The 21,914-nt window shown below is 57.3% G+C and carries 16 protein-coding genes and 5 pseudogenes; 10 read left to right on the top strand and 11 right to left on the bottom strand.

Annotated elements, in window-relative coordinates; all coding sequences use genetic code 11:
- Nucleotides 1-3: 3 nt before the first annotated feature.
- Nucleotides 4-294 carry a hypothetical protein gene (locus JQ592_RS33650; protein WP_211407021.1) on the bottom strand — a complete coding sequence of 97 codons (291 nt, stop codon included), beginning with the start codon at nt 292-294 and terminating at the stop codon, nt 4-6.
- A 185-nt stretch (nt 295-479) separates the two neighbouring features.
- Between JQ592_RS33650 and JQ592_RS33645 the strand changes: the two genes are divergently transcribed.
- Both JQ592_RS33645 and JQ592_RS33640 read left to right on the top strand, forming a co-directional pair.
- Nucleotides 480-1,793, top strand: a complete 1,314-nt coding sequence (locus tag JQ592_RS33645) for an O-antigen ligase family protein (RefSeq protein ID WP_211407020.1) — start codon at nt 480-482, stop codon at nt 1,791-1,793.
- A gap of 717 nt (nt 1,794-2,510) precedes the next feature.
- Nucleotides 2,511-3,377: an NAD-dependent epimerase/dehydratase family protein gene (locus JQ592_RS33640; protein WP_211407019.1), complete on the top strand. Its 867-nt coding sequence runs from the start codon at nt 2,511-2,513 to the stop codon at nt 3,375-3,377.
- A 57-nt stretch (nt 3,378-3,434) separates the two neighbouring features.
- On the opposite strand, the gene JQ592_RS33635 is transcribed toward JQ592_RS33640, so the two are convergent.
- Genes JQ592_RS33635 through JQ592_RS33625 form a run of 3 tightly spaced genes read right to left on the bottom strand, consistent with a single transcriptional unit; the run spans nt 3,435 to nt 6,730 of the window.
- Nucleotides 3,435-4,340, bottom strand: a complete 906-nt coding sequence (locus JQ592_RS33635) for a plasmid partitioning protein RepB C-terminal domain-containing protein (protein WP_211407018.1) — start codon at nt 4,338-4,340, stop codon at nt 3,435-3,437.
- Nucleotides 4,337-5,194 carry a ParB/RepB/Spo0J family partition protein gene (locus tag JQ592_RS33630; RefSeq protein WP_211407017.1) on the bottom strand — a complete coding sequence of 286 codons (858 nt, stop codon included), beginning with the start codon at nt 5,192-5,194 and terminating at the stop codon, nt 4,337-4,339. Before JQ592_RS33630 ends, JQ592_RS33635 begins: the two co-directional genes overlap by 4 nt.
- 12 nt (nt 5,195-5,206) lie before the next feature.
- On the bottom strand, nt 5,207-6,730 hold the full coding sequence (locus tag JQ592_RS33625) for a recombinase family protein (RefSeq protein WP_246820898.1): 1,524 nt from the start codon (nt 6,728-6,730) through the stop codon (nt 5,207-5,209).
- A gap of 314 nt (nt 6,731-7,044) precedes the next feature.
- Between JQ592_RS33625 and JQ592_RS33620 the strand changes: the two are divergent.
- The 6 genes and pseudogenes from JQ592_RS33620 to JQ592_RS33595 form a co-directional block, all read left to right on the top strand.
- Nucleotides 7,045-7,248: pseudogene (locus JQ592_RS33620) on the top strand (transposase); the annotation flags it as partial.
- A gap of 130 nt (nt 7,249-7,378) precedes the next feature.
- Nucleotides 7,379-8,215: pseudogene (locus JQ592_RS33615) on the top strand (helix-turn-helix domain-containing protein).
- A gap of 346 nt (nt 8,216-8,561) precedes the next feature.
- A complete protein-coding gene (locus JQ592_RS33610; protein WP_211407015.1) occupies nt 8,562-10,202 on the top strand; it encodes a recombinase family protein in 1,641 nt (546 codons plus the stop codon).
- Between the two features lie 207 nt (nt 10,203-10,409).
- On the top strand, nt 10,410-10,751 hold the full coding sequence (gene tnpB, locus JQ592_RS33605) for an IS66 family insertion sequence element accessory protein TnpB (RefSeq protein ID WP_211407014.1): 342 nt from the start codon (nt 10,410-10,412) through the stop codon (nt 10,749-10,751).
- A gap of 201 nt (nt 10,752-10,952) precedes the next feature.
- Entirely contained in the window at nt 10,953-11,900 is a 948-nt protein-coding gene (locus tag JQ592_RS33600; protein WP_211407013.1) for a site-specific integrase, read from the top strand.
- Between the two features lie 46 nt (nt 11,901-11,946).
- Nucleotides 11,947-12,567 (top strand): hypothetical protein, encoded by a 621-nt coding sequence (locus tag JQ592_RS33595; protein ID WP_211407012.1) that lies wholly within the window; start codon nt 11,947-11,949, stop codon nt 12,565-12,567.
- Nucleotides 12,568-12,591: 24 nt separating this feature from the next.
- Here JQ592_RS33595 and JQ592_RS33590 read toward each other — a convergent pair whose 3' ends face one another.
- The 4 genes and pseudogenes from JQ592_RS33590 to istA form a co-directional block, all read right to left on the bottom strand.
- Entirely contained in the window at nt 12,592-13,659 is a 1,068-nt protein-coding gene (locus JQ592_RS33590) for a hypothetical protein (protein WP_246820876.1), read from the bottom strand.
- Between the two features lie 282 nt (nt 13,660-13,941).
- Nucleotides 13,942-14,100, bottom strand: a pseudogene (locus JQ592_RS38865) (DUF4236 domain-containing protein); the annotation flags it as partial.
- Nucleotides 14,101-14,142: 42 nt separating this feature from the next.
- Nucleotides 14,143-15,006: an IS21-like element helper ATPase IstB gene (gene istB, locus JQ592_RS33585; RefSeq protein ID WP_211407089.1), complete on the bottom strand. Its 864-nt coding sequence runs from the start codon at nt 15,004-15,006 to the stop codon at nt 14,143-14,145.
- An 8-nt stretch (nt 15,007-15,014) separates the two neighbouring features.
- Nucleotides 15,015-16,505, bottom strand: a pseudogene (gene istA / locus JQ592_RS33580) (IS21 family transposase); the annotation flags it as partial.
- Between the two features lie 113 nt (nt 16,506-16,618).
- Here istA and JQ592_RS33575 point away from each other — a divergent pair.
- A pseudogene (locus JQ592_RS33575) lies at nt 16,619-16,777 on the top strand (IS5/IS1182 family transposase); the annotation flags it as partial.
- Nucleotides 16,778-16,830: 53 nt separating this feature from the next.
- Here the strand turns inward: JQ592_RS33575 and JQ592_RS33570 are convergent.
- The 3 genes from JQ592_RS33570 to JQ592_RS33560 all read right to left on the bottom strand — a co-directional run bounded on the left by JQ592_RS33570 (nt 16,831) and on the right by JQ592_RS33560 (nt 19,999).
- Entirely contained in the window at nt 16,831-17,631 is an 801-nt protein-coding gene (locus JQ592_RS33570) for a phytochelatin synthase family protein (RefSeq protein ID WP_211407009.1), read from the bottom strand.
- A gap of 230 nt (nt 17,632-17,861) precedes the next feature.
- Entirely contained in the window at nt 17,862-19,373 is a 1,512-nt protein-coding gene (locus JQ592_RS33565) for a tetratricopeptide repeat protein (protein ID WP_246820874.1), read from the bottom strand.
- A 302-nt stretch (nt 19,374-19,675) separates the two neighbouring features.
- Complete coding sequence (locus JQ592_RS33560) at nt 19,676-19,999, bottom strand: DUF1127 domain-containing protein (RefSeq protein ID WP_211407007.1); 324 nt, start codon at nt 19,997-19,999, stop codon at nt 19,676-19,678.
- A 153-nt stretch (nt 20,000-20,152) separates the two neighbouring features.
- On the opposite strand from JQ592_RS33560, the gene JQ592_RS33555 reads away from it, so the two are divergent.
- Nucleotides 20,153-21,733, top strand: coding sequence for a winged helix-turn-helix domain-containing protein (locus tag JQ592_RS33555; RefSeq protein ID WP_211407006.1), 1,581 nt, complete (start codon nt 20,153-20,155; stop codon nt 21,731-21,733).
- The last annotated feature ends 181 nt before the right edge of the window (nt 21,734-21,914 follow it).

Genomic DNA, 21,914 nt, shown 5'->3' with positions numbered 1-21,914 from the left:
GGCTCATAGCTTCCGCTGGATCTTCGTCTGTTCGAGCAACTCCGCTGGCAATTCGAGCGAGAAACGTTCGATCGCAGGCCGATATTTTCTAACAAGTAGAATCCGCTCCTCACGCGTGACTGCCAGTGCGGTCAGATAGTGCGGCTGACCTATTGCGTAGTAGGTGTATACCCGCGCTCCTGGGAAGAAGTGCACGTCCCGCGCGATCACCAAGGCGAAGCGGTCGTGCGCTTGCTTCTGATCACTTTCGGCTCCACATGTTGTCGTGCCCTCATCTCGCGCGACATTCCCCATTTTACGGCTTATCATAACGACCTAAGCCGGAGGCGATGATGCCTTGATCTTAATTTGCTTCCCGGCGTTGATCGGGTTAGTCGGGGCTGACTTGGGGCCTTAGGTGCCATACGCGCTGATTGCCGACCCACGGCTGTCCAAGCTAAGATTTGGCGATCCCACTATCAACTGGACAGTTTTCGAGCATGACTGAGGCCGCGAGAACCACACTAGGGGGTTCCAAACACTCGCCGCTTACTCCGTGGCTCAAACCACAATCGTGGATTTTTTACGCCGATCTACTCGCGGTCCTAACTGCAGCGATGTTGCCTTGGTCCACGACCGGATTTTACATTCTACTCGGCTTTTGGTTTGTCGTGCAGGTACCGTTGGTGCCAACACGTGATGTACCCACATTCCTGCATCTGCTCTCCCGCCCAATTTGCCTATGGCCGCTGGCCATATTCTTGACAGCGGTGCTCGGGACGCTTTGGGCCGACGTTCCATGGCAAGCAAGACTTCTAGGCATTAAGCCGGTTGCCAAGTTGCTCGCGATACCGTTCCTGCTTTATCACTTTCAGCATTCGCGGCGCGGCGCCTGGGTCTTCATCGCGTTTCTTGCCTCCTGCGCATTGCTGATGGGGCTGTCATGGATCGTGCTATTTGTGCCCCCCCTGAAATTGGCAACCACAGCAAGTGCCGGGGTGCCGGTAAAGAACTATATTGATCAGAGTCAGGAATTCGCGTTGTGCATGGTAGCAATCGCGCCCTGCATCGCCATTTTGTACAAACGTCACCGCTATGCTGCTGCCGTTGCATGCGGCATCCTAGCGCTTGGCTTTCTCGCCAACATGGCGTTCGTAGTATCGGCGCGATCGGCACTCATCTATGTGCCGGTACTGCTCATCGTTTTCGCATTAAAGTATCTCGAGCACCGCCAATCAATGCTGTTGTTCGCGGCCATTGCAATAACAGCAGTCGCGATCTGGTTCACCTCCCCGAATCTACGGAGCCGAGTTAAGGACATCTCCATTGAATTCCAATTCTATGAGCAGAATATTCCAATAGAAGAAGCTCACAAACAGAATCTCCCGTTCTCGACGGGGCTACGGCTGGAATACTGGCGAAAGTCACTCAGTTTTTTTGCGTCCGCGCCGTTTTTCGGCAACGGGACTGGTTCGATTGAGGGATTGTTTGAACGTGACGCGATCGGAAAAACTGGACTTGCTATCGAAGTCACGCGAAACCCGCACAATCAGACGCTCAACGTCGCGGTGCAATGGGGCATGATCGGGATTATCGCATTGTATGCAATGTGGCTGTCCCATCTGTTCTTGTTTCGCGGCGATGGATTCGCGAACTGGGTAGGATTGCTTGTGGTGGTACAGAATCTAGCAAGCTCGCTGGTCAATTCGCACTTGTTCGATTTTCACGAGGGATGGATATATGTACTCGGTGTGGGGATCGCAGGCGGCATGAGTTTAGGAGCTAAACAACGGGCCGGAGAACTTCCGGCGTGACCGCCCGCAAACAGGATGCAGGAAAGCTAAAACAAAACAGAGGGCGACAACTGCGACCACTGCCAGCTTACTGTAGTGAGCAAGAAAGAACTCGATTTCAGCCCAGTCGGTCAAATGGAAGTAGAGGTCGTGCGCAGCGAGTTTGGTTTGCAGGTAGTCGTACTTCGTGGCCGACGGCGCAAGGATGGCTGACCCCAAGGCCACGATGAGTGCAAGCGAGAAAGCGAACCGCTTGGTCAGAAGGAGCGCCAACGAAGTGAATGCGAAGCAATAAAAAACGCAACGGAAGCGAACCGAGAATATTCCCGTCCGTCGCGGGTGCACTCTTAAAACAAGACAAGGCTGATGGCAAACGCTGCTGGCAAACTGTAACCCACCAAGCGTCGGACTGCCATCATCACAGTCCAATGTTGCACTACTCTCCTCCGACGCAGTCTCTATTAAGAAGGTGGTCCTGCTCGCTGATTGCCGCATAACCGGCGAGATTTACGCTAGAGTGATACAGCGCGCAACGACGCGAGTATTTGCATCTAGAATGAAATTAGAGATATGCGACAGATACGAGCGGAGAGCCCGACAGGCCCAGATCAGAACAAGCTTGAGCCGATGCATCGAATCAGGGCGTGCCTTCTTCCGGAAGTTGTGCGGAGCCGGTAATCACTGTAAAGTCGTTTGATCGGCGATCGGAAATTTTGCCTGGGCGAAGTGGAAAGAGAAGTGGACGGCGGAGAGGAGAGCGAGCAGGTCGCGAGTGCAGTTATCGGGGGTACGGGAGTCGTAGGCAGCTACATTGTCGAGCACCTCGTGCGCCGGGGCGAACGCGTCCTCGCACTGTCGCGATCGCAGCGGCAAAGAGCTGGCGTGGAGTGGCTCCGTGCAGATTTGCTGAAGCCGGATACGCTGGTACTTCCCGTATTCAGCACGCTCTACTGCACCGCCGACGCCGTCCTGCTCGCCGACGCGCTTCCTTATCTTCTCAATTCTGGCGCGAAGCGTCTTGTCGCATTCAGTTCTACCAGCGTGCTAACAAAGCAGGACACCGAGCTCGACGAGGAGCGGAAGATGATCCGCCACCTGGCAGAGGCCGAGCGAAGGATCGTTGCAGTTTGCGAGCAACGGCACGTTGGCTGGACGATCCTGCGACCCACGCTGGTCTACGCCGAAGGCCGTGACACCAATATCACGCCTTTATCCCGGCTGATCCGCCGTTTCGGATTCATGCCGCTTGTCGGAGGCGCGCCGGGCCTGCGACAGCCAGTGCACGCCGAAGATGTTGCGATCGGGGCCATAGCTGCAGCCGCGAGCCAGGTTACCGTGAACAAGTTCTATTCGTTGCCGGGGGCTGAAACCCTTTCCTATCGGGAAATGATCGGTCGGGTGTTCGATGGATTGCACCTGCCACGACGCCTAATCTCCGTGCCGCCATGGCTGTGGCGTGCCGGCTTTGGTCTAGCGAAGCCACTCTTTCCCGGCTCAAATGTCGCGATGGGTATCCGTATGATGAAGGACATGACCTTCGATGCCACGCCCGCCGTCCGGGACTTCGGTTGGGATCCAAGGGCGTTCCGTCCGATTTTTGACTAGCTGTCGTCCCTAATGAAGGGCGTCGATTTCGCGGCGATTCTTCCAGCTTATCGCACCTCAGGCGCAGCTAGGTGGAGCATCCTCTTGCAAGGTTGCTGAGACGATGGCGCGGAATTCCCGGGCAATCTCCGGGTGATTGTCGTGGAGATAGCGAGCCATCTTCCGATTGTTGAGCAATTCCGCGACGTAGCGCGCCGCAACGACGAGATCGAGCATGTCCCGGCCGTAGGATGCCTCGACCGCCGTAAGCTGCTTCCGAACATCCTGGAGTTCTCGGTCCATGAGGGCGAGGTCTGCTGATGTAACCATGGACGGGCGGCTCTGCCGTGCAGGTTTGATCCTCTCTGCGTTGCTGCTTCCTGCCAAGATCGCCCTGGCGTAGGACAGGGAGTAGTTCGAGGCGGCTATCATCAATTCGCATGCTTCAACCTGCCGCGATGGCTTCATTTTGCGAAGGACATTAAACGTGTTCGGGTTGACGGGCTTGTTTTTCAAAAGTGTGACAACTCTGGAAGAGATGCCGCGCAGGAGATTGCGACGCTGCTTGATGAAGGTAACGTCAACGCCCAAGGCCTTCGCGATCCGCTGTTCTGAGACCCCGCGGTCTATGGCTCTCAGGATGAGCAAGTGCTCTTGGATGATTCCAAGTCGCGTCGCTCGTTTGTTATAGGTGAACGCTTCGTCGTCGGTAGCCAGCAAGCAGTCGGTCTCTTTGACACCGTTTCGAAGGAGGATGTCTCGCCTCAGATGGCCGTCGAGAAGCAGATAACGGCCTTGCCGATCGGGATTATGGAAGACGACAAGCGGCTCGATCGTTCCGACTTCTGCGACCGACTGTTCGATTGTCTTGAATTTTCTCGAAGCTCTTACGGCGTCAGTGATGTGTCTTACAGGCAGAAGGGCTTTCAGCGGCAGCATTAGCAGATCGGCCTCAAAGGCCGACTTGATTGTGATGTCTGTCATGAGGGCCCTGCCGACATCCGCCGCAAAATCGGGAGCGGCAGCTTGTCCAGCCCCTGGTCCCGCAACACCGACGCGAACATCCGTTCGCCCAGCAGTTTCTTCAGGGAACCGATGATGAAGATGAGGCGCCCGTGTGCGAGCTTTGCGGTTTGCTCAATGAGTTGTCGGCGATTCATCTCCTGGCGATAGGTTCTCGCTAGTGCCTCGGGGGTCATCTGATCGGTCGCAACCTCGGCTCTCTTAGTAGCGCGGTGCCTTTGCTCGACGAGCTGGCGTATAAGGATGATCTGTCGCGCTGTATGTCGGTCCTTGACGTACGATTCCAAGAGTGCCCCTTGCACTGCGGGGTTCTTGGCTCTAGCGATTTCGAGCGCGAGGGTCGGCGGAACGATGCCACGCTCGACGGCGCTAACGAGACGATTTTCTCCGTGCTTGAGCAGATAGATGATGGCCTTCACAAAGTCTTGGCCGAGATCGAGTTTTGCCGCGATATCGGGCACACGGTAGTGCTTGGCCAGTCGACCGATGTCACTCACAAGCTCCACCGGGGTATGTCGGCGGCGCGCGATGTTCTCAACGAGGCTCATAAGGATGCATTCCTCGGTCGAGAGATCAGTGACGATTGCGGGGATCTCCGCTTGGCGAAGCTGTGAATACGCATCCAACCTGCCTTCGCCACAAACCAGTTCGTACGAATTGCTCTTTCCGCGATGGCTCACGGTGATTGGCTTCTTCAGGCCCACATTCCGTATGCTTCGCACGAGCTTCGCCGAACGGTTCTTGCCGTTCTTACGTGAGTTCGGCACTTTGACGGCTACGACCGGGACACGCACGATGGTCCGGCTACGTTTCATGCCGATGCCCCGTCATTGCCGTTCCCCAGCGCACATCCGGCAGAATGCTTCAAGACTGTCGTATCGACAGGCCCTGGCGAAGACCGAATTAGACATCCTGAGGATTTTGAGGCTCGGAAGAGATAGGTCGGCGGTCGGAAGCAGATAGTAGTTCCTGATCTCTGCGTTGGACGCATCCATTCGGGCAATCAGCGTCAGTTCCGCCTGCACATTTCGATTGGCATGAACCCTCCAACGGACCTGTCCGCGTGCGGAGTTCTGAGCGCGCGCCGATCCCAGAGCAATACGACATTCATCGTTGACTTTGATGCCCTTACAAGTTGGGTCAAGCATGGCCCGGCCGCCAAGGTCATTGATCCTGTCGACAAGCTCGGCCGCTAGCTGCTTCAAGCGCGCTCGATATTGTGTAGCCGTCAACATCCGTCGCCGGTGAAGTTCTGGTTGGTAGCCGGCAAGCTCAAACGCCGCGACCAGGGAACCGAAGCGGCGGCGGTATGTTTCAGCCGATAGAATGCCGTCAGCAGAAGCCATGATGGCGACCGACAACTGTCCTTTTTCACGTCCAAGCGCGGTTAGGCGGGCAATCGCCTCCCGATCGGACATCTTCTCGCGTCGGACGCGCATCATTTCCTGCGCTTTTGCAAACGTCTTCTGGGTAACAACCGGAGGAAATGCTTGATCGTGCCGAATCCACATGCTGCTGGGATTTTCGACTCGCTTTTGCTGGAGCTTGTAGGAGGTGCGATTGAAGATAAGGCTTCCAGTATAGGTCTCGTTGACGAGAATCTTCCGTATTGATGTTCCGTCCCAGCGAAGGCCCGCGCCTGTACGCACTTGAGACGCGTTGAGCTCACCGGCGATTTCCCCCAGGTATTTGCCTTCGGACACAAATGCTTTGAAGATTCGACGGACGGTCTCGACCTCTTGCTCGGGTCCGTGGATGATTTTGACGCGATCCGTCTGGAGATATTTGCGTTCCCCCTGTTCGAGGATCGTTCTAACCGCACCAGTCGCATCGTGCAGTTGCCGGCGGAGCCCGTAGCCGGGCATGCCGCCGCGCCAAAAGCCCAATTGGACGATACGGGATTGGCCGAGAAAGACTTTTTTGGATAGCTGACGGCTATAGTCGGCGGCACCGACACGTTTGACGTTCTTGAGGATGACCGAGGTGAGACTTCCATCGTTCTCGAATTCATCGGCGCAGTAGTGCACGGTGATACCGGCCCTCTTGCAAATGAATTCGTAGTAGGCGCTCTCGTCGACGTCCTGGAAACGCCCCCACCGGCTGACATCATAGACGAGCACGCATTCAAAATCGGCTTGTCCCTTTTCGACATCAGCAATGAGGCTCTTTAATCCGATGCGCCAGTTGATGCCAAGGCCACTGAGGCCCTCGTCGGAATAGGTGCGGACGATATCTATATTGCGATCGCGCGCGTAGGCAGCGATGACGTCTGCCTGGTTGGCGGTCGAATACTGCTGGTGATCGGTCGACATGCGGACATACTGCGCCGCTCTCTGCGGCCGGGGCAGCATCTGCACGACTCTGGAATGTTCCTCTGGCAAAGTCGCCCTCAGCGCGGTCCATGCCAAACTCTGCGATCTTGCGAGACCTGATCTCAACGATATCCTTACGAGAGCACCTTGAATTGAGGCATATGCGAATCAATCCTTACTCATGCTCAACCTATCCCGAGCCAGCCAAGCCCCCATTTTCACCAGCCAAGCCCCTAGGCTTGAGCAGACGATCGACATCAGGCCGGCTAGCGTTCCGTAGTTCTTGCGGAACTCTCCGTTGAGCCTGGCTATTTTGGCCAACTCTGAAGGCGGATCGACTTGTTCCGACATAGTCGACCAATATGCGCGAACGCCTCAACGAGGAGATCCGGCGGCGCACCTATGTGGTGCGAATCTTCCCCAATGCCGAGAGCTGTTTAAGGCTGGTGCGGGCGCTGACCGTCGAGCGCCATGAGGCCTGGCTCGAGGACCATCGCTATCTCAACATGGATCTCTTGAAGGAGCACAAGAAGGAGGCGCTACGCCAGGCGGCCTGACGATGCTCAGGCCCACCAAGGGGATGGCTCGGCCGGACCCCATGATCGATTTTGCTGAACTTGACGCACAGAACTAACGCAAGTTCATCACATTAGTTGATAGCTCGAATCTCTACAGAGGAGAGTGCTAGTGGCGAATGCAGTTGTGCGGGGCCGGCCGATCGCGCCGTTGGTGCTGAGTCCGCAGGAACGGGCGTACTTGGAGGGGCAAGTTCGTCGTCACCGTGTCGCCCGGTCGTTGTCTGAGCGGTGTCGCGCGATCCTGCGATGTGCGGACGGCCTGCCAAGCAAGTCTGTGGCGGCCGAACTCGGCATGCACGAACACACCGTTGGCAAATGGCACCGCCGGTTTTTGAAAGACCGCTGTGATGGCCTGCTTGACTAGGCCCGCCCTGGCCGCCCTCGCACCATCAACGACGATCAGGTTGCTGCCGTGATCGAGCGGACGTTGCGCACGACGCCGGCCGATGCGACGCACTGGTCGATCCGCTCGATGGCTGAGGAAACTGGCTATTCCCACACCACGATCCGCCGAATGTGGATGGCGTTCGGTCTGCAGCCTCACCGGAGCCAGACATTCAAGCTGTCGAGTGATCCGCTGTTCGTCGACAATCAGATCCCTGAAGGACTCGATGTCCATATCGTCATGGACAACTACGCCACCCACAAGACACCCAAGATCAAGGCGTGGCTCGCCCGACGGCCGCACTACCATGTCCACTTTACACCGACTTCGGCGTCATGGATCAATCAGGTCGAACGCTGGTTTGCTGAACTCACTAGAAAGCAAATCCAGCGAGGTGTTCACACTTCCGTCAGGCAGCTCGAGGCCGATATCCGTACCTTCATCGACCTGCACAACAAAGTCCCGAGGCCCTTCAAATGGACCAAGTCTGCTGACCAGATCTTGGCTTCCGTCAAACGCTTCTGCCACAAGGCCCAGCAGCCTTTATGTGGCGAACTTTAGATTCACGTGACTAGTCTAGATCTACGGAGTTTCGTTCTGGCGTTGCCGAAATAGATTACTTTCGGCACTTGCTCGCCTGAGCATGCCCGTCCTCGAACTCCAGATGATGCATCTATTTCAATTGCCATAGCATCGGCTCCGCATTCAGAAGCCGCCGCTTGCCTTCGAACTGGGACAAGCACTGGCGGCCTATCAGATCAATACGGGCATCAGCAAAGCTTGTCGCATGCATCTCTTGCGACTTTACGACAGAATACCTGACCCGTCCCTTTTGCTCGTTCCCATTTCTACGAACCGTAGCTTGCGGCTATTATCTCCTCTCCTGCCTTTTGCAGCGAGCAGCACTATGTCACAAGCTCTCGTCGTACATGGGACACGATTGCCCCAGTCGCATAAGATGTACCGTGCGGCACAATATGTCCGAATGTCTACAGACCATCAACAATACTCAATCGAAAATCAAGCGGCGGTAATCGCCACCTATGCTGAACTTCACAAGCTAACGCTCGTCCGCACTTATTGCGACGAGGGCGAGAGCGGATTGAAGATCGACAATCGGCGAGGTCTTACCGAACTGATCAATGACGTCTGCACTGATAAGGCGGACTTCGGTCATCTTCTGATCTTTGATGTCAGTCGCTGGGGACGCTTCCAAGACGTCGATGAAAGCGCGCATTATGAGTTCGTTTGTCGAAAGGCTGGAGTAAGGGTTGCTTATTGTGCAGAGCAGTTTGTCAATGATGGTAGTCTGCTTTCCAGCATTATGAAAAATATAAAAAGAGTTATGGCGGCCGAGTTCAGCCGAGAGCTGTCTGGGCGGGTACACGCAGCATCGATGCGCATTGCAAGCAAAGGCTTCCGGCTGGGCGGCCGGGAGCCATTTGGGTTGGTACGGCAAGTTGTGGACGACAAATGCCGGCCGAAAGGGACTCTTCAAGCGGGTGAACATAAATTTCTGTCGACAGATCGAGTAAAGCTAGTTCCCGGACCAAGGGACAAGGTCGAAGTCGTCCGATGGATCTTCGATGAGTATCTTCGGGGGAAGCCCCAAGAAGCGATCGCGCGCGAGCTTAATAGTCGTGGAATCGTGACCAATAAGGGGGGGGCTTGGTGCCAAGGCTCGATAGGCAAGCTTCTGCGGCAGGAAGTCTATATCGGCAATCTCATATACAATCGTCAGTCGGAAAAACTCGGGGCCAAGAGAACAAAAAATCCGACAGACCTTTGGGTTAGAAGCGATGGCGCAATCAACGCGATAATTGACCGCGATGTTTTCAAGCGCGTCAACAAGGCCTTGGATGAGCGCTTTGTGCGCATATCGGAAGAAGAAATGCTCGTCCGACTTCGGAAACTTCTGATGAAAAAGGGGAAACTAAGTGCGACAATTATTGATGCTGCCCCGGGCCTGCCGTCTCTAGCGACATATCTAAGACACTTCGGTCCCATACGGAATCTCTACCGTATGATCGGTTATGTCGGAAATCAGAGTTACTGGGATAAGCTCGGTACGCGCAAGAGGATGATGGAAGTTCAGCTGAGCAATGCAGCGCGTCTTCAGGAGACGTTTAAGAAGTCGGGTCGGCGCGCCACCCTCAGTTTGCCGACTGACTGTTTGCAAGTCGATGGTGCTGTCAACATCTGCTTTCGAGTAGCCACTTGCCGAAAATACGTCAACATTCCACCGAAATGGCAGCTGCATCATCGCCAACGATGGCCGGCGGGATGGATTGTGGGGCTTAGGCTCGCCGAAGATAACGAAACGATCCTGGATTACATACTAATGCCCTCAACGTCGCTTTCGTTTCGGGGGGCGCGGTTCTGCTTCTCAGAGGCATCACGTGCATCCGGCAGAATTGAGCGATTCGACAATTTTGGACAGTTATCTCGAGTTCTCTTGCAGCGCGTGAGCGACGAGCTCCGTCCCGCTCGAACTACGAACGCAAAGGTGTCCGGTCCAAAATCGAGAGCTAAGCCGAAAGCTAAGTAGGTGGGTTCGAATGCTGGTAGGATCGTTCGGGCGTCCGACTCCGACATCGCATTTGTCTGGCTAGAGGTCGAGTGCGCCCGCTGCAAGGCTCGCGCGAGCCTTCCTCTAGACGCCATCCGCCGGCCGAAGGACACGCCGCTCTGGAAGCTGGAAGCTTCGCTCAAATCCCGCTCGCGCCGCACCACTCGCTACGCGGCGCGTGCTCGCATGTGGATTGCGACCGGCCACACCGATATGCGGCGCGGCATGAACTCGCTCGCCTTGCTGGTGCAGGAAGCCTTCAAGCGAGATCCGCACGGCGGCGACCTTTATGTGTTCCGTGGCAAAAACGCCAAGCTAATCAAGATCCTTTGGCACGATGGACTGGGCATGTCGCTCTACGCCAAGCGGCTGGAGCGCGGCCGCTTCCTGTGGCCGTCGTCAGCTGATGGCGTGCCGGGTCAGGCCCCGCAGGGTCAGACTGGGTCGCTTTTCTTGGCGATGTTGTTTTCCGGATCGAAGGCGGTCTGGTTAAAAGCCGCCTCTGCTGGAGCACGGGTACGCTACTGAGGCAAATGGCAGATGAAGAGTGTTACGGACCGCTTGAGATATTCAAGTTGATGCGGCTCGACTTACCTAAGCTCAATGAGGTCCGCAGCCATGAATGCTGACCTTAACGAGAACAACGTGCCAGGGACATCAACATCGACAACGGCATCGACTTCGTCAACCAGCCTAACTCGTGATAATACCCACTTATCGCGCCCTACGATGGCCGAAACTCACGGTTTTGAACCGCCTCTGCAATTACTTGCACTCGCATCTGAAATTTCTTCAGAGACCCAGTTTTTCGTTCAAAATAGCGTCTCGGAAAATAGCCGCCGCGCGTACGAGAGTGATCTGCGCGAATTTGAGCGCGGGGGCGGATCGATACCTGCTTCGGTGGAGACCGTGGCCGAGTATCTCACCCAGAACGCTGGCAGGCTGAGTGTCGCCACGCTGGTGCGCCGCCTCGCCTCGCTCTCGAAGGCGCACGAGGTCAGGGGCCTTTCTAACCCGACTCACTCCGCACTCGTCCGAGCGACCCTGAGAGGCATCAAGCGAACCCACAGCTGCACCCAAAGGCAAGCCAAGCCTCTGCTGCGCGACGAACTGATCCGGGTGCTGGAGGCCACCGGCGAGAAGCCGAAGGATCGTCGGGATCGCGCTCTCCTCCTGGTGGGGTTTGCTGGTGCTCTCCGTAGGTCTGAGCTGGTTGGACTGAACGTTGGTGATGTCGAGCACGTCCGCCAGGGTGTCATTCTGCACCTGCTTAGGTCGAAAACCGACCAAGAGGCTCGGGGGCAGAAGGTGGGCATTCCCTACGCTCGTGGGCGGTGGTGTCCTGTCGCCGCCCTGGAAGCCTGGCTGGCGATCTCCGGCATCAGTGACGGGCCGATCTTTCGCCCGGTGGACCGGTTTAGCCATGTCCATCAATGCCGCCTGTCCGGAGAAGCGGTCGGCGAGATCGTACGCGAGCGCGTCAGCGCGGCCGGGCTCGATCCCTTGGGATACTCAGGGCATTCTCTGCGGGCGGGGTTAGCGACCAGCGCATCGCAGGTCGAAGTCCCAACCTGGAAGATTAGGGCGCAGACACGGCACGCTTCGGACGCGATGCTGGCACGTTACATACGGGACGGGGAGCTATTCACGCACAATGCGGCCGGTGCGCTTTTTTGATCATGTATTGCAGGATGCTATCGACCGAGGCGCCTAGGAGGCTCATATGAAGAGAGTATTGCTACCCCTGATGACAGTGCTGACGTCACCCGCCACGGCCGAGACCAAGATGCTGCCGATGCAGGTGGCGACCAACGTCGCCGTGCTTTGTGACCAGCTGGTGGCATCGCAGATGGTGGATGCGCTACTGAGGGAGAGCGCGTTCCAGAAGATCAGGGATATGAAGAATTGCGTCGCCCTGCCTCAGGGGACCCGACTCAACGTGCTGGGAACGGCGCCGGATGGCTATGTCTATGTGATAAAGCCGCCGGACGCGCACGGCGCCTGGACCAGGGCGGACTGGCTGATCGAGGTCAAAGAGACGGTCGGGCCTGCACCGTCTAGCCAGACTAACGTTCCCCCTTCTCTTCCTTCTACTTTGACCGCCCCTTCCACCCCCGGTGGGATTTGTGATCTCGTTGGGCTCAGCCTCAGTGCCCTTAGTCAGCGCGTTGCTCCCGAAACCTTTCTCAGGGAAATAACTTTGAAGTGCAAATCGGGCGATCTTATCAGCTTCCCAAGTGGCTACACGTACGTCATGAAAAAGGCCTGCGACTTTAGCCAGCAGATTGTAACGACAGCCAAAGAGATACAGTGCGTGTATAGCGGCGCTCTGCGTCCAGGTTAGCAGGGGCAGTCTTGCAGCTCACGTCTATCCTCTTGGTAGCTGTTGAGTTCCTACATATTTAGCCCCCGCCATCAGTTGCCCATAGCTGCCCAGGGCTTGACCGCAATTCTTACATGTTACGATCGTTGCGTCCGACGGATTATCGCCATCGTAACGGATGACGTTGCCGCCGCACGCTCGGCAGACAAATTTGCAATCGAAATCCCACCTTGCGGTGCCTTCGACTTTGGAGAAGTTGCTGGTCTGAAAGTCAACCCGACGAAAGATCTCGTCCATCTCGGGATCGGCAACCGGCAACGATCGCCGAAACTCCTCCAGTTGGTCTACGAATGCGGCCGCAGCTTCGGCATTCGAAAACATGTATGCTTCCGATAGACCGCTGTCGCTCTGCCAGCGGATTTCGCCATACAGCAGCACGGGTATCTCGGAGTTGTTGGTATAGCGGCGGTCGGGGGTGCCATCGCGATTGGAGTACTTCCATGCCGTGCCGACCCGTTTAGCGTCATGCGGATTGATGTCTGTTTCTTGGAATTTTTGAGGTACTAGGGTCGTCTTGGCTTCATTGAGGTCCAGCAGAGCGAACGTGTTCTCGTCCTGAAACACAACGAGGAAGCCGGGGTAGACGAAGAGATCGCCGCCATTAGCATTCTGCCAACGCAAAGCCTCGTATTTGGATTGGATGATTGGTAGCCCCGCCCGGACGAGCGAGACGGGCCTTCGGTCGACCACCCTTGTTGCCGATGACCTCTCCTCGCCGCTGCGTTTACTCCTATCTGCTTTAACGTCCCATACACACTCTGATTTCATTAAGGTCGAGAAAGCGTCTGAAAGCCGCTGCCACGCGGCATGAGCGGGACCGGAGAGCTGGAATTCTGTGTCCAGCCAGAGTTCATCACGAGCATCTTCGGCAAACCGTTTCTGCGTTTCAGCCTCAATCAGTCGGGTTTTCGCCTCGTCGCACCTACGGCTTAGCTGAACGAGTTCGGTTTTTGACGCGGCGATACTGCCGCGCCTGAAGCTCCGGAAAAAGGACGCTTCCAATCTGGCGATCCGTTGCTCCGCAAGATCGTGGCGGCATTGGGCATCGGTCACGCTTTGCTCTGCGTCCGCCAAGGAAGCAATCGTGCGTGCGAGCTCGCGTTCCGCTGATCCTCGGCGTTCTCTTGCCTCAAAAATAAGGTCGCGAAATTCTGCGAGCGAGGTCGTAGTCAGAGAACTAATCGCCCCCGACTGAATGTCCTTTAGAGGGGGCGGTGTAGGCAGCGGCAACGATTGAGCTCGATCTCCCGCTCCCGGAAGTCGTACGGGTGGGGACGGAAGAAGTTCGTTCTGTGCTCTAGGATCACGTGAACCTAGGGGGGCTCGGAACGATAACCCCGTTCCCGGGAGGCCAACATTGGCTGTTGGTCCATTTTTGCCGCCCAATGTGATGCTCGCACCCGGCACCCCAATTGTCGCGGAAACGCCTGATCCACTGAAATTCAGCCGAACCCCAGGCAATATAGAAAGCCGCCTGCCAAAACGCAGTGACATGCTACCTCCCAATGGCTGTTCACTTGGCCATACACAAAACTGTCAATCGGCGTTCGACTGGGACCCCCTATCGGCATCCAAAAGGGACCCCTTTGATCGGCGTGCTCTGCTGGTAGCGCTCGGGTCGTCGGAGCTGGTCGGGGTTGCGGAGACGGCGCGAGCGCGGGTTGTTTGAACATCGTCGCGGCTTTTGAATCGCCAGCTGTCGTTGCCGGTCTCGACGATGTCGCAGTGATGGGTCAATCGGTCGAGTAGCGCGGTGGTCATTTTGGCATCGCCGAACACGCTGGGCCATTCGCCGAACGCAAGATTGGTGGTGACAATGATGGAGGTGCGCTCGTAGAGCCGGCTGATGAGATGGAACAGGAGCTGACCGCCGGATTGCGCGAACGGCAGATAGCCCAGCTCGTCGAGAACGATGAAGTCCATGCGGGTCAGATGCTCGGCGAGCCGTCCCTGCCGACCGTTGCGGGTCTCGGTCTCGAGCCGGTTGACGAGGTCGACGACGTTGTAGAAGCGTCCTCTGGAGCCATCGCGGATGCAACTTCTGGCGATGGCAATGGCCAGGTGGGTTTTGCCCGTGCCGGTGCCGCCGACCAGCACGACGTTGCGTTGCTGGGCGATGAAGCCGCCGCCAGCGAGATCATTGACGAGCGTCTGATTGATCGGCGTGCCGTCAAACTGGAAGTCGGCGATGTCCTTGGCAAGCGGCAGCTTGGCAATGGTGAGCTGGTATTTGATCGACCTGGCTTGCTTCTCGTTGATCTCGGCGTTGAGCAGGTCGCCGACAATGCGCTGGGGTTCGTGCTGGCGCTTGACCGCAGTCGCCATGATCTCGTCGAAGGCGGCCTTCATGCCGTAGAGCTTGAGTTCGCCCATAAGGTCGAAGATTTGGGTTCGTTCCATCAAATGGTCCTCCGGAGGTTGTCGTAGCGGGCACAATCGGCGATCGGCGCATGGCGGAGCGTCAGTGCGGCCGGCGTCATGATGTTTGCCGGTGGGGCGGGTTCGCGTTGCCGGGCCAGGATGTTGAGCACGACGTCGGCGGAGTGGACGCCGTGACCAAGGGCTTCGGCACAGGCGGCTTCCACCGCGGGTAGACCGTCAGTCAGCACCGCGTTGAGGATATCGACCATCTGCCGATTGCCATCGTCGGTACTGGCAAGCCTGCGCCGGATCCGCTCGAGTGCAGCCGGCAGCACCCAGTCTTTGAAGGAAGCGCCATTGCGCAAGGCGCCGGGCTTGCGAGCAAGCACCGGCACATAATGCCAGGGGTCGTAGACGGTAGCGCCGCGGCCAAAGGATCGCGGGTGCTCGGCAACGATGCGTCCATCCTGACGGATCACGATGCGATCGGCATAGGCTTGAACCTCGACCGGTCGTCCGACTGCGCTGGCTGCGACCGAGTACTTGTTGTTGTCGAAGCGCACCAGGCAGGTCTTCGAGACCGATGCCGTCACCGCATGGAAGCCGTCGAAGCGGCCGGCATAGGGAACGAGTTTGGGGCGTTCGGCTTCGAACACGTCCCAGATCGTCTGATCGGCCAGTTCCGGATGGCGATGAGCCTTGGCGTAGGCGATGCACTTGTCGAGCAGCCAGGCGTTTAACTCGTCGAGGTTTTTGAACCGCAGCCGCGGCGTGAAGAAGCGTTCCCGGACCAGCCCGACCTGGTTCTCGACCTGCCCCTTCTCCCAGCCCGACGCTGGCGTACAGGCGACCGGATCGACCAGATAGTGGCTGCACATCTGCAGGAAGCGGCGATTGTAGAGACGGCCTTTACCGACGAAGATCGTCTCTACGGCGGTCTTCATGTTGTCGTAGATGCCGCGGGTGCAGGTGCCTTTGAACAGGGCGAACGCCCGGTCGTGGGCGTCGAACACCATCTCCTGCGTTTCCCGCGGATAGGCCCGCACGAACAGCATGCGGCTGTGACAGAGCCGGACATGAGCAGCCTTCACCATCACCGTGGTGCCGCTCAGCAGGACGACCTCGTGGCTCCAGTCGAACTGGTAGGCTTCGCCTGGTGCAAAGCTGAGCGGCACATAGGCCGACGCTGTCGAGGTGCCGCGTTCCTTGCTCCACCGTCGTGCGTATCGACGAACCGCATCATAGCCGCCGGCGTAACCCAGGCCGCGAAGCTCTTCGAATAGCCGGATCAGCGTCAGCCGTTCCCGCGCCGCCTTGCTCTCATTCCCTGCCAGCAACCGGTCAAGCTCGGCACTCCAGGCACCCATCTTCGGGAGCGGCTGCGTCTCGCGCTCATACCGGAACTCCGTCGCTTGAGAACGAATGACCTTGCGAACCACCTTCCGCGATACTCCAAGTTCGCGGCAGATCGCCTTGATCGAACGACCATCAACAAAGTAGGCGCGACGGATCTTACCAATCGTCTCCACCACCAGCATCCCAACCTCGGCTTCCATGACTCGATGGAAGCCACTGTGGACCCTTATCCCGGGGGTCCCGATTGGATGCCGATCACCCCGAAAACGGGGTCCTTATTCCATGTCGAAGCACAGGCTACTTCGACGGACAGGAGATATTGGCCTGCGAAGAGGCTGGCGTTGCAGTCACCTTGCCCAAGCCCATGACGTCGAACGCCAAGGCGGAGGGCCGGTTCGGCAAACAGGACTTCGCCTACTTGCCTGACGAGGACGTCTACCGCTGCCCATCCGGCCCACGGGCCATGTGCGGAAGTGTCCGTTTCATCGACGCGAAGTCAAGAACGCCTCAAGGGGTCTGAACAAGAATATACCCGCGATTCTCAACCGTATCGAACGTGCGCATACCCTTAACGAGGGTCGCAGTTGGCATCCAAACCCAGCCAGCGCTGGCAGGATTGACGTCAAGGACAAGGAACGAGTCGGAATCAGCGTCGTATGCGCCAAGCGGCGAGATATGTCCGGGACCCTGTTGGCCCACAGCCTTGCGTTGGTAGGCGACGATCACATAGTCACCCCGACGCTTAAGGTTTTCAACCAAATCAGTCCGAATATCCTGCTCGGGCTTGCTGTCATCAACGATGACAAGCCGGGTCGTAAGACCATTCGCTCTCAGCATCTCATCGAGCTGACGGATCTGATAGCCGAAGTCCTGGATCTGTTTTCCATTGATCGTCATCGGTTCGCCGAGAACTTGCGCGCGGGTCTTCAGGCCTTTGGTGATCACGTTGTCCTGTGTGAAGCGAGGGATTGTCGGATCGAAGGCGCTCGGAATGTATTTAAGGTCTTCTGAATGTAATCGGCTCCGGTCCCGCGGCAGATCAGGGCTCCGACCTCGAACGGCGTTGAGCACAATTGCGGCAGACGCGGGTCCACAGAACGCGCCGTTCGACTCGGCTTCGAACTGATTGGCAAGGGTCGGAAAGTCTACCTTGGCAGTTGAGCGGGTCAGCCGCGCAAGCCCCTCATCCGACGAGAATGGCACAAGCTCCTGAGAAATGGTCGCTGGTGCGCTATCCAGCGCAAATGCCGCCGGAAGTTGCACCGTCGCCAGCAAGAGCGCAAGTGCAATCCGCGCGAGACGTGACATACTTAGCTCCTGTTTCTTGGAAGCTCTAATCTAACGAGGCCATAAAGCCGGTTACAGCAGGAATGTTGCCGCGTTTTCGCAACTCAGGAGGCTGACGACGCCTATGGGTCAATGGTGTCGGTTCGGCCGGAGCAACATGGCGTCCGGTTTGCCCCTCACGGCCGACATCTAGACGTGGACCGGAATTTGTCGCGAAGGGAAATTGGGAGACGTCTGCGTCAGCAAGCACTTCATTGCTCCCGGACGCCTCCCTTCCTCAGCCCATCGACAATGCCATCGAACTCCCGACGAAACTGCGGGTTGCTTGAGATTGAGTAACCAAGATCACGGTACCACTGGACCGTAAAGTCTGGTCGGAGCTTGTTCAATTCAGTCAAGCTTTGCTGTGCCTGCTCCAATTGCCCCGTGGCACCATAAGCCGACGTCAGATCGACATAGGCGTAGAAGTACAAGTTGTTCAGATTGACCGAGCGCCTGCATTCCTCGATGGCCTCTCCATATTGGTGCAGGTGCAGGTGTCCATGGCAGAGCCAGTAGCGCCAAAGGAAAGCAAAAGGATCTCTGGGACTGAGACGGAGAGCCAACTGGGCAGGCGAGAAGGCTTCGCGCGCCCGCCCGGAGACGATAAGTGCAATTGCTTTTGCAGCGTAGACAGCCGGATTATTTTGATCAATTTCGAGCGCAGCATCGTATTCAGCCAATGCCCCCTCAGGGTCTCCAAATAGCAGAATGCTTCCCTTGGTCGTATGAGCACTCGCGCTTGCCGAGTTCTTGGACAGAACTCTGTCAACGAGGTCGATCGCTTGTTTTCTGTCTTCAACAACGGAAGCAGACCATTGATTGTTCACACCAGCGGCTAAACACCGCGCTTTCCCGATCATGGCGTCAACATTGTCTGGGTCAAGCCGCAGCGCACGATCGAATAGATCCATTGCCTGAGCAGTTTGTATCTTCGACTGCGGCTCGTAGTACTTTGCCCAGCCGCGCATGCTGAAGTCCATAGCGTCTGGGTTCCTTGATCGGTCCGCTTCGCTGCGGCGGCTCTCCGCTTGGATGAGTTCAAGGTTGAGCGAGCGGGCGAGCCGTGCCGTGATCTGGTCCTGCAAGGCGGCGAGGTTCGTACGATCGCCGTCGAAACGATCTGACCAGACGTCCTGACCGCTCGCGATATCCGTAAGTGATACGTTGACCCGGACCTGATCCGCGTTGCGCCGCACCGCGCCCTGGACTGCCCAGCGGATGCCAAGGTCCTTGCCGAGCGTCCTGAAATCGACCTGCTTGTTCTTGTATGTAAACGCCGTTCCGCGTCCGATAACGAACGCGCCGGGCATTTGCGCGAGGTCGGTCGTCAGATCGGTCGTGATGCCGTCGGCGAAATAGTCCTGCTCCGGATCGTTGTTGAGGTTTGCGAACGGCAGGACCACCAGTGACAGGCGGGGGGCAATGTCGGGCCGGGCCGCAGCCTGCCTCTGCGTCTCTTGCTTGTCCGGAAACACGTCGGTGCGGAGCGTCTTCCACACAGTCCAGTAGCCGACGAGGCCCCCCGCGATCGCGCCGATAGCGGCAATCGAAGCGAGCGCCCCGCCGATCACCTGCAATCGCGCCCGGATGCGACCCTTAAACTTGAGAGTCGATGCCGGTTTGTCCAGTGGCTCGTTGTCAGATGCCGTTTTCTTCAGTGGGCCACTATCGGATGCCGGTTTGTCCGGTAGGTCACTGGAGACTTCCGAGTTCGTCACCATCGCCTCCCCCGTAGGGGCCAAACGCCAGATTTCTCAAGCCTAGCAGATTTTTGCGGCTTCGCGTTGGTCAAGGCTGCTGACTAAGTAACCCTCTTACAAGTTGTTGCGGGACGGTCGTCGGTTTTATGACGCCGAATAGATGTCCGGCTGGGGTCAAAAATGCGAAGAACTCAGGTTGAGCAAATGCGTTCCGCTCGGGCGCAATTTGCGGACCTTCGGCAGACGAAGCGCAACTTCGCAGATGGGCCAGAAGCAGCCATAACGGCTTGCGTAGCAGACCGCAATGGTTTCCGCGCATTGCACTAGCGAGGTTTGACGCGTGTTTCTGAGAGGTGCTTGTCCCAATGTGGGTGGATTTGGCCGTCCACTGTTGGCAGGTATTGGACCCATTCGGCTCGTATGCCTCGCGGGTCGATATCTCTGTTCGACACGACGTAGTCAATCTCGCCTCGCGTCGTGCCAATATCCATCAGCTCGCGGTCCGTCAGGCGGCATAATTCCGTTTGCAGCCTCCGGCGTTTGCGCCACTCCTGAAATGCCTTCCAATATGCTTCGAGCGGACTATAGACCGGCCGGTCGGTAGTTGCTCTGTGCTGCAACTTGGTGATCTCTTGGACTGTGCTCATTGCCGTGTGTCCTGTCTACTTTTCATAGGACGAACATGCTGTACGACGAGCCACCGCGCCTGACATCCGGCTTACATTTTCCTTACCAGCGGCTTATTCTTTGCGTTCGAGGGCGTTAAAGCCTGAAAATCGAAGGCCCTAAGGGATCGTCAGATGCGCTATTTCTTCGAGGAGTACGCATTCGATACTGACCGTCGCGAGCTACATCGCGGGACCATCCCTGTTTCCATCACGCCGCAGGTCTTCGATCTACTAGACTATTTGATCCGGCACAGGGAGCGCGTCGTCAGCAAGGACGATGTCATCAGCGCGGTTTGGAACGGACGCATAGTCTCAGATGCCGCGTTGACGACCCGCTTGAATGCCGCTCGCGCCGCAATCGGTGACGATGGTGACAAGCAGTGCCTAATCAAAACGTTGCCGCGCAAAGGCTTTCGCTTCGTTGGCGTAGTGCACGAAGGGCAGAGGCCCGAAACTGCGTCGGCTAGTTCGGCGGCGCAGAACGACGGCTCGGCACAAAGGTCGCTTTCACCGCCTCGCCTCTCCATCGTTGTGTTGCCCTTCGCCAACCTCAGCGGCGACCCAGAGCACGACTATTTCGTCGATGGTGTGACGGAAAGCCTCACTACGGACTTGTCGCGGATCAGCGGCTCATTGGTGATCGGGCGACACACCGCATTCACCTACAAGGGCAAAGCGGCTGACCTCAAGCAAATCGGTCGCGAGTTGAACATCCGGTATGTGCTAGAAGGCTCCGTACAGCGCCACGAAAGCCGACTTCGCGTCAACGTGCAGCTGGTAGACGCTGAAACCGGCGCGCATTTATGGGCGGACCGCTTTGACAAACCCGTCACCGATCTGTTCGATATGCAGGACGAGATCATATCTAGGCTAGCTAACTCCTTAGACGCGCAGCTCGTCGCAGCCGAGGCCGTGAGAGCACAACGTTCGGCGCATCCCAATTCAATGGAGTTGTACTTCCAGGGCAGAGCTAAGCTCAATATGGGGTTGACTCCCGAATATATCTTGCAGGCGCGCCACTTTTTCGAGCGCGCCCTGACGCTTGATCCCGGCAATATCGAAGCGCGTCTGGGCTTAGCGCATGTTGATGGCATTGTTGGTGCCGGCTACATGACCGACAATCGGATAAAGTACCTTACCATAGCGGAAGCGGCCGTTATGCATGTCCTGACCCTCGCGCCGAACCACGCCTTGGCTCACCTACATTTGGGAACAGCAAAAATTTTCACGAACCGCGTGTCCGAGGGCATTGACGAACTACAACACGCTTTGGCGTTGGACCGAAATCTGGCCCATGCGCACGGGTTAATCGGTCAAGCCAAGATTTTCCTCGGTCGCGGCGGGGACACTGAGGCGCATGTCTTAGAGGCACTCCGCCTGTCTCCCCGCGACATTCATGCCTTCATGTGGATGCAGTATGTCGGTTTCGCTAAGTTGCAACTTAGTGCCGATAGGGAAGCCGTCTGTTGGCTCCGCAGGAGCATCGACGCCAACCGAAATTATCCGTTTGCGCATCTTGGGCTCTCCGCTGCCCTAGCACTGCTTGGAGCACTCGATGACGCGCGGGCCGCTGCGCAAGCGGGGCTCGCGCTTCAACCTAATTTCAGCATCCGCCGCTTCCGCGCCAGCCCGTCGACCGATAATCCAGCTTATCTCGCCAAACGTGAGCGCATTTATGAGGGCATGCGATTGGCAGGAGTACCGGAGGGGTAATGTCGCAGATGGGTCAAAATGCGAAGAGCTCAACCTGAGCAAATCCAGTCCGCTATGCCCCCACTAGCGGATCTCAATGAGTGTCCCGTCACTTCGCTGATGGGCCAATTGGCGACATGGTCGCGCGTCTCTGTCTCTTACGGCGATTTGTGTTCTGGAGTAAGCTACTGACGGGAGCCCA

The organism is Bradyrhizobium iriomotense (assembly GCF_018129405.1).
Classification (GTDB): Bacteria; Pseudomonadota; Alphaproteobacteria; order Rhizobiales; family Xanthobacteraceae; genus Bradyrhizobium; species Bradyrhizobium iriomotense_B.
The sequence above is the reverse complement of the archived record's forward strand: the minus strand, read 5'-3'. Positions and strand labels throughout refer to the sequence as shown.

Bases quoted from the DNA above. Each gene is read 5' to 3' on its own strand.
- JQ592_RS33650 (WP_211407021.1), bottom strand. From the start codon at position 294: ATGGGGAATGTCGCGCGAGATGAGGGCACGACAACATGTGGAGCCGAA.
- JQ592_RS33645 (WP_211407020.1), top strand. From the start codon at position 480: ATGACTGAGGCCGCGAGAACCACACTAGGGGGTTCCAAACACTCGCCG.
- JQ592_RS33635 (WP_211407018.1), bottom strand. From the start codon at position 4,340: ATGACAGACATCACAATCAAGTCGGCCTTTGAGGCCGATCTGCTAATG.
- JQ592_RS33630 (WP_211407017.1), bottom strand. From the start codon at position 5,194: ATGAAACGTAGCCGGACCATCGTGCGTGTCCCGGTCGTAGCCGTCAAA.
- JQ592_RS33625 (WP_246820898.1), bottom strand. From the start codon at position 6,730: ATGCTGCCCCGGCCGCAGAGAGCGGCGCAGTATGTCCGCATGTCGACC.
- JQ592_RS33610 (WP_211407015.1), top strand. From the start codon at position 8,562: ATGTCACAAGCTCTCGTCGTACATGGGACACGATTGCCCCAGTCGCAT.
- tnpB (WP_211407014.1), top strand. From the start codon at position 10,410: ATGTGGATTGCGACCGGCCACACCGATATGCGGCGCGGCATGAACTCG.
- JQ592_RS33600 (WP_211407013.1), top strand. From the start codon at position 10,953: ATGGCCGAAACTCACGGTTTTGAACCGCCTCTGCAATTACTTGCACTC.
- JQ592_RS33595 (WP_211407012.1), top strand. From the start codon at position 11,947: ATGAAGAGAGTATTGCTACCCCTGATGACAGTGCTGACGTCACCCGCC.
- istB (WP_211407089.1), bottom strand. From the start codon at position 15,006: ATGGAACGAACCCAAATCTTCGACCTTATGGGCGAACTCAAGCTCTAC.
- JQ592_RS33570 (WP_211407009.1), bottom strand. From the start codon at position 17,631: ATGTCACGTCTCGCGCGGATTGCACTTGCGCTCTTGCTGGCGACGGTG.
- JQ592_RS33565 (WP_246820874.1), bottom strand. From the start codon at position 19,373: ATGGTGACGAACTCGGAAGTCTCCAGTGACCTACCGGACAAACCGGCA.
- JQ592_RS33560 (WP_211407007.1), bottom strand. From the start codon at position 19,999: ATGAGCACAGTCCAAGAGATCACCAAGTTGCAGCACAGAGCAACTACC.
- JQ592_RS33555 (WP_211407006.1), top strand. From the start codon at position 20,153: ATGCGCTATTTCTTCGAGGAGTACGCATTCGATACTGACCGTCGCGAG.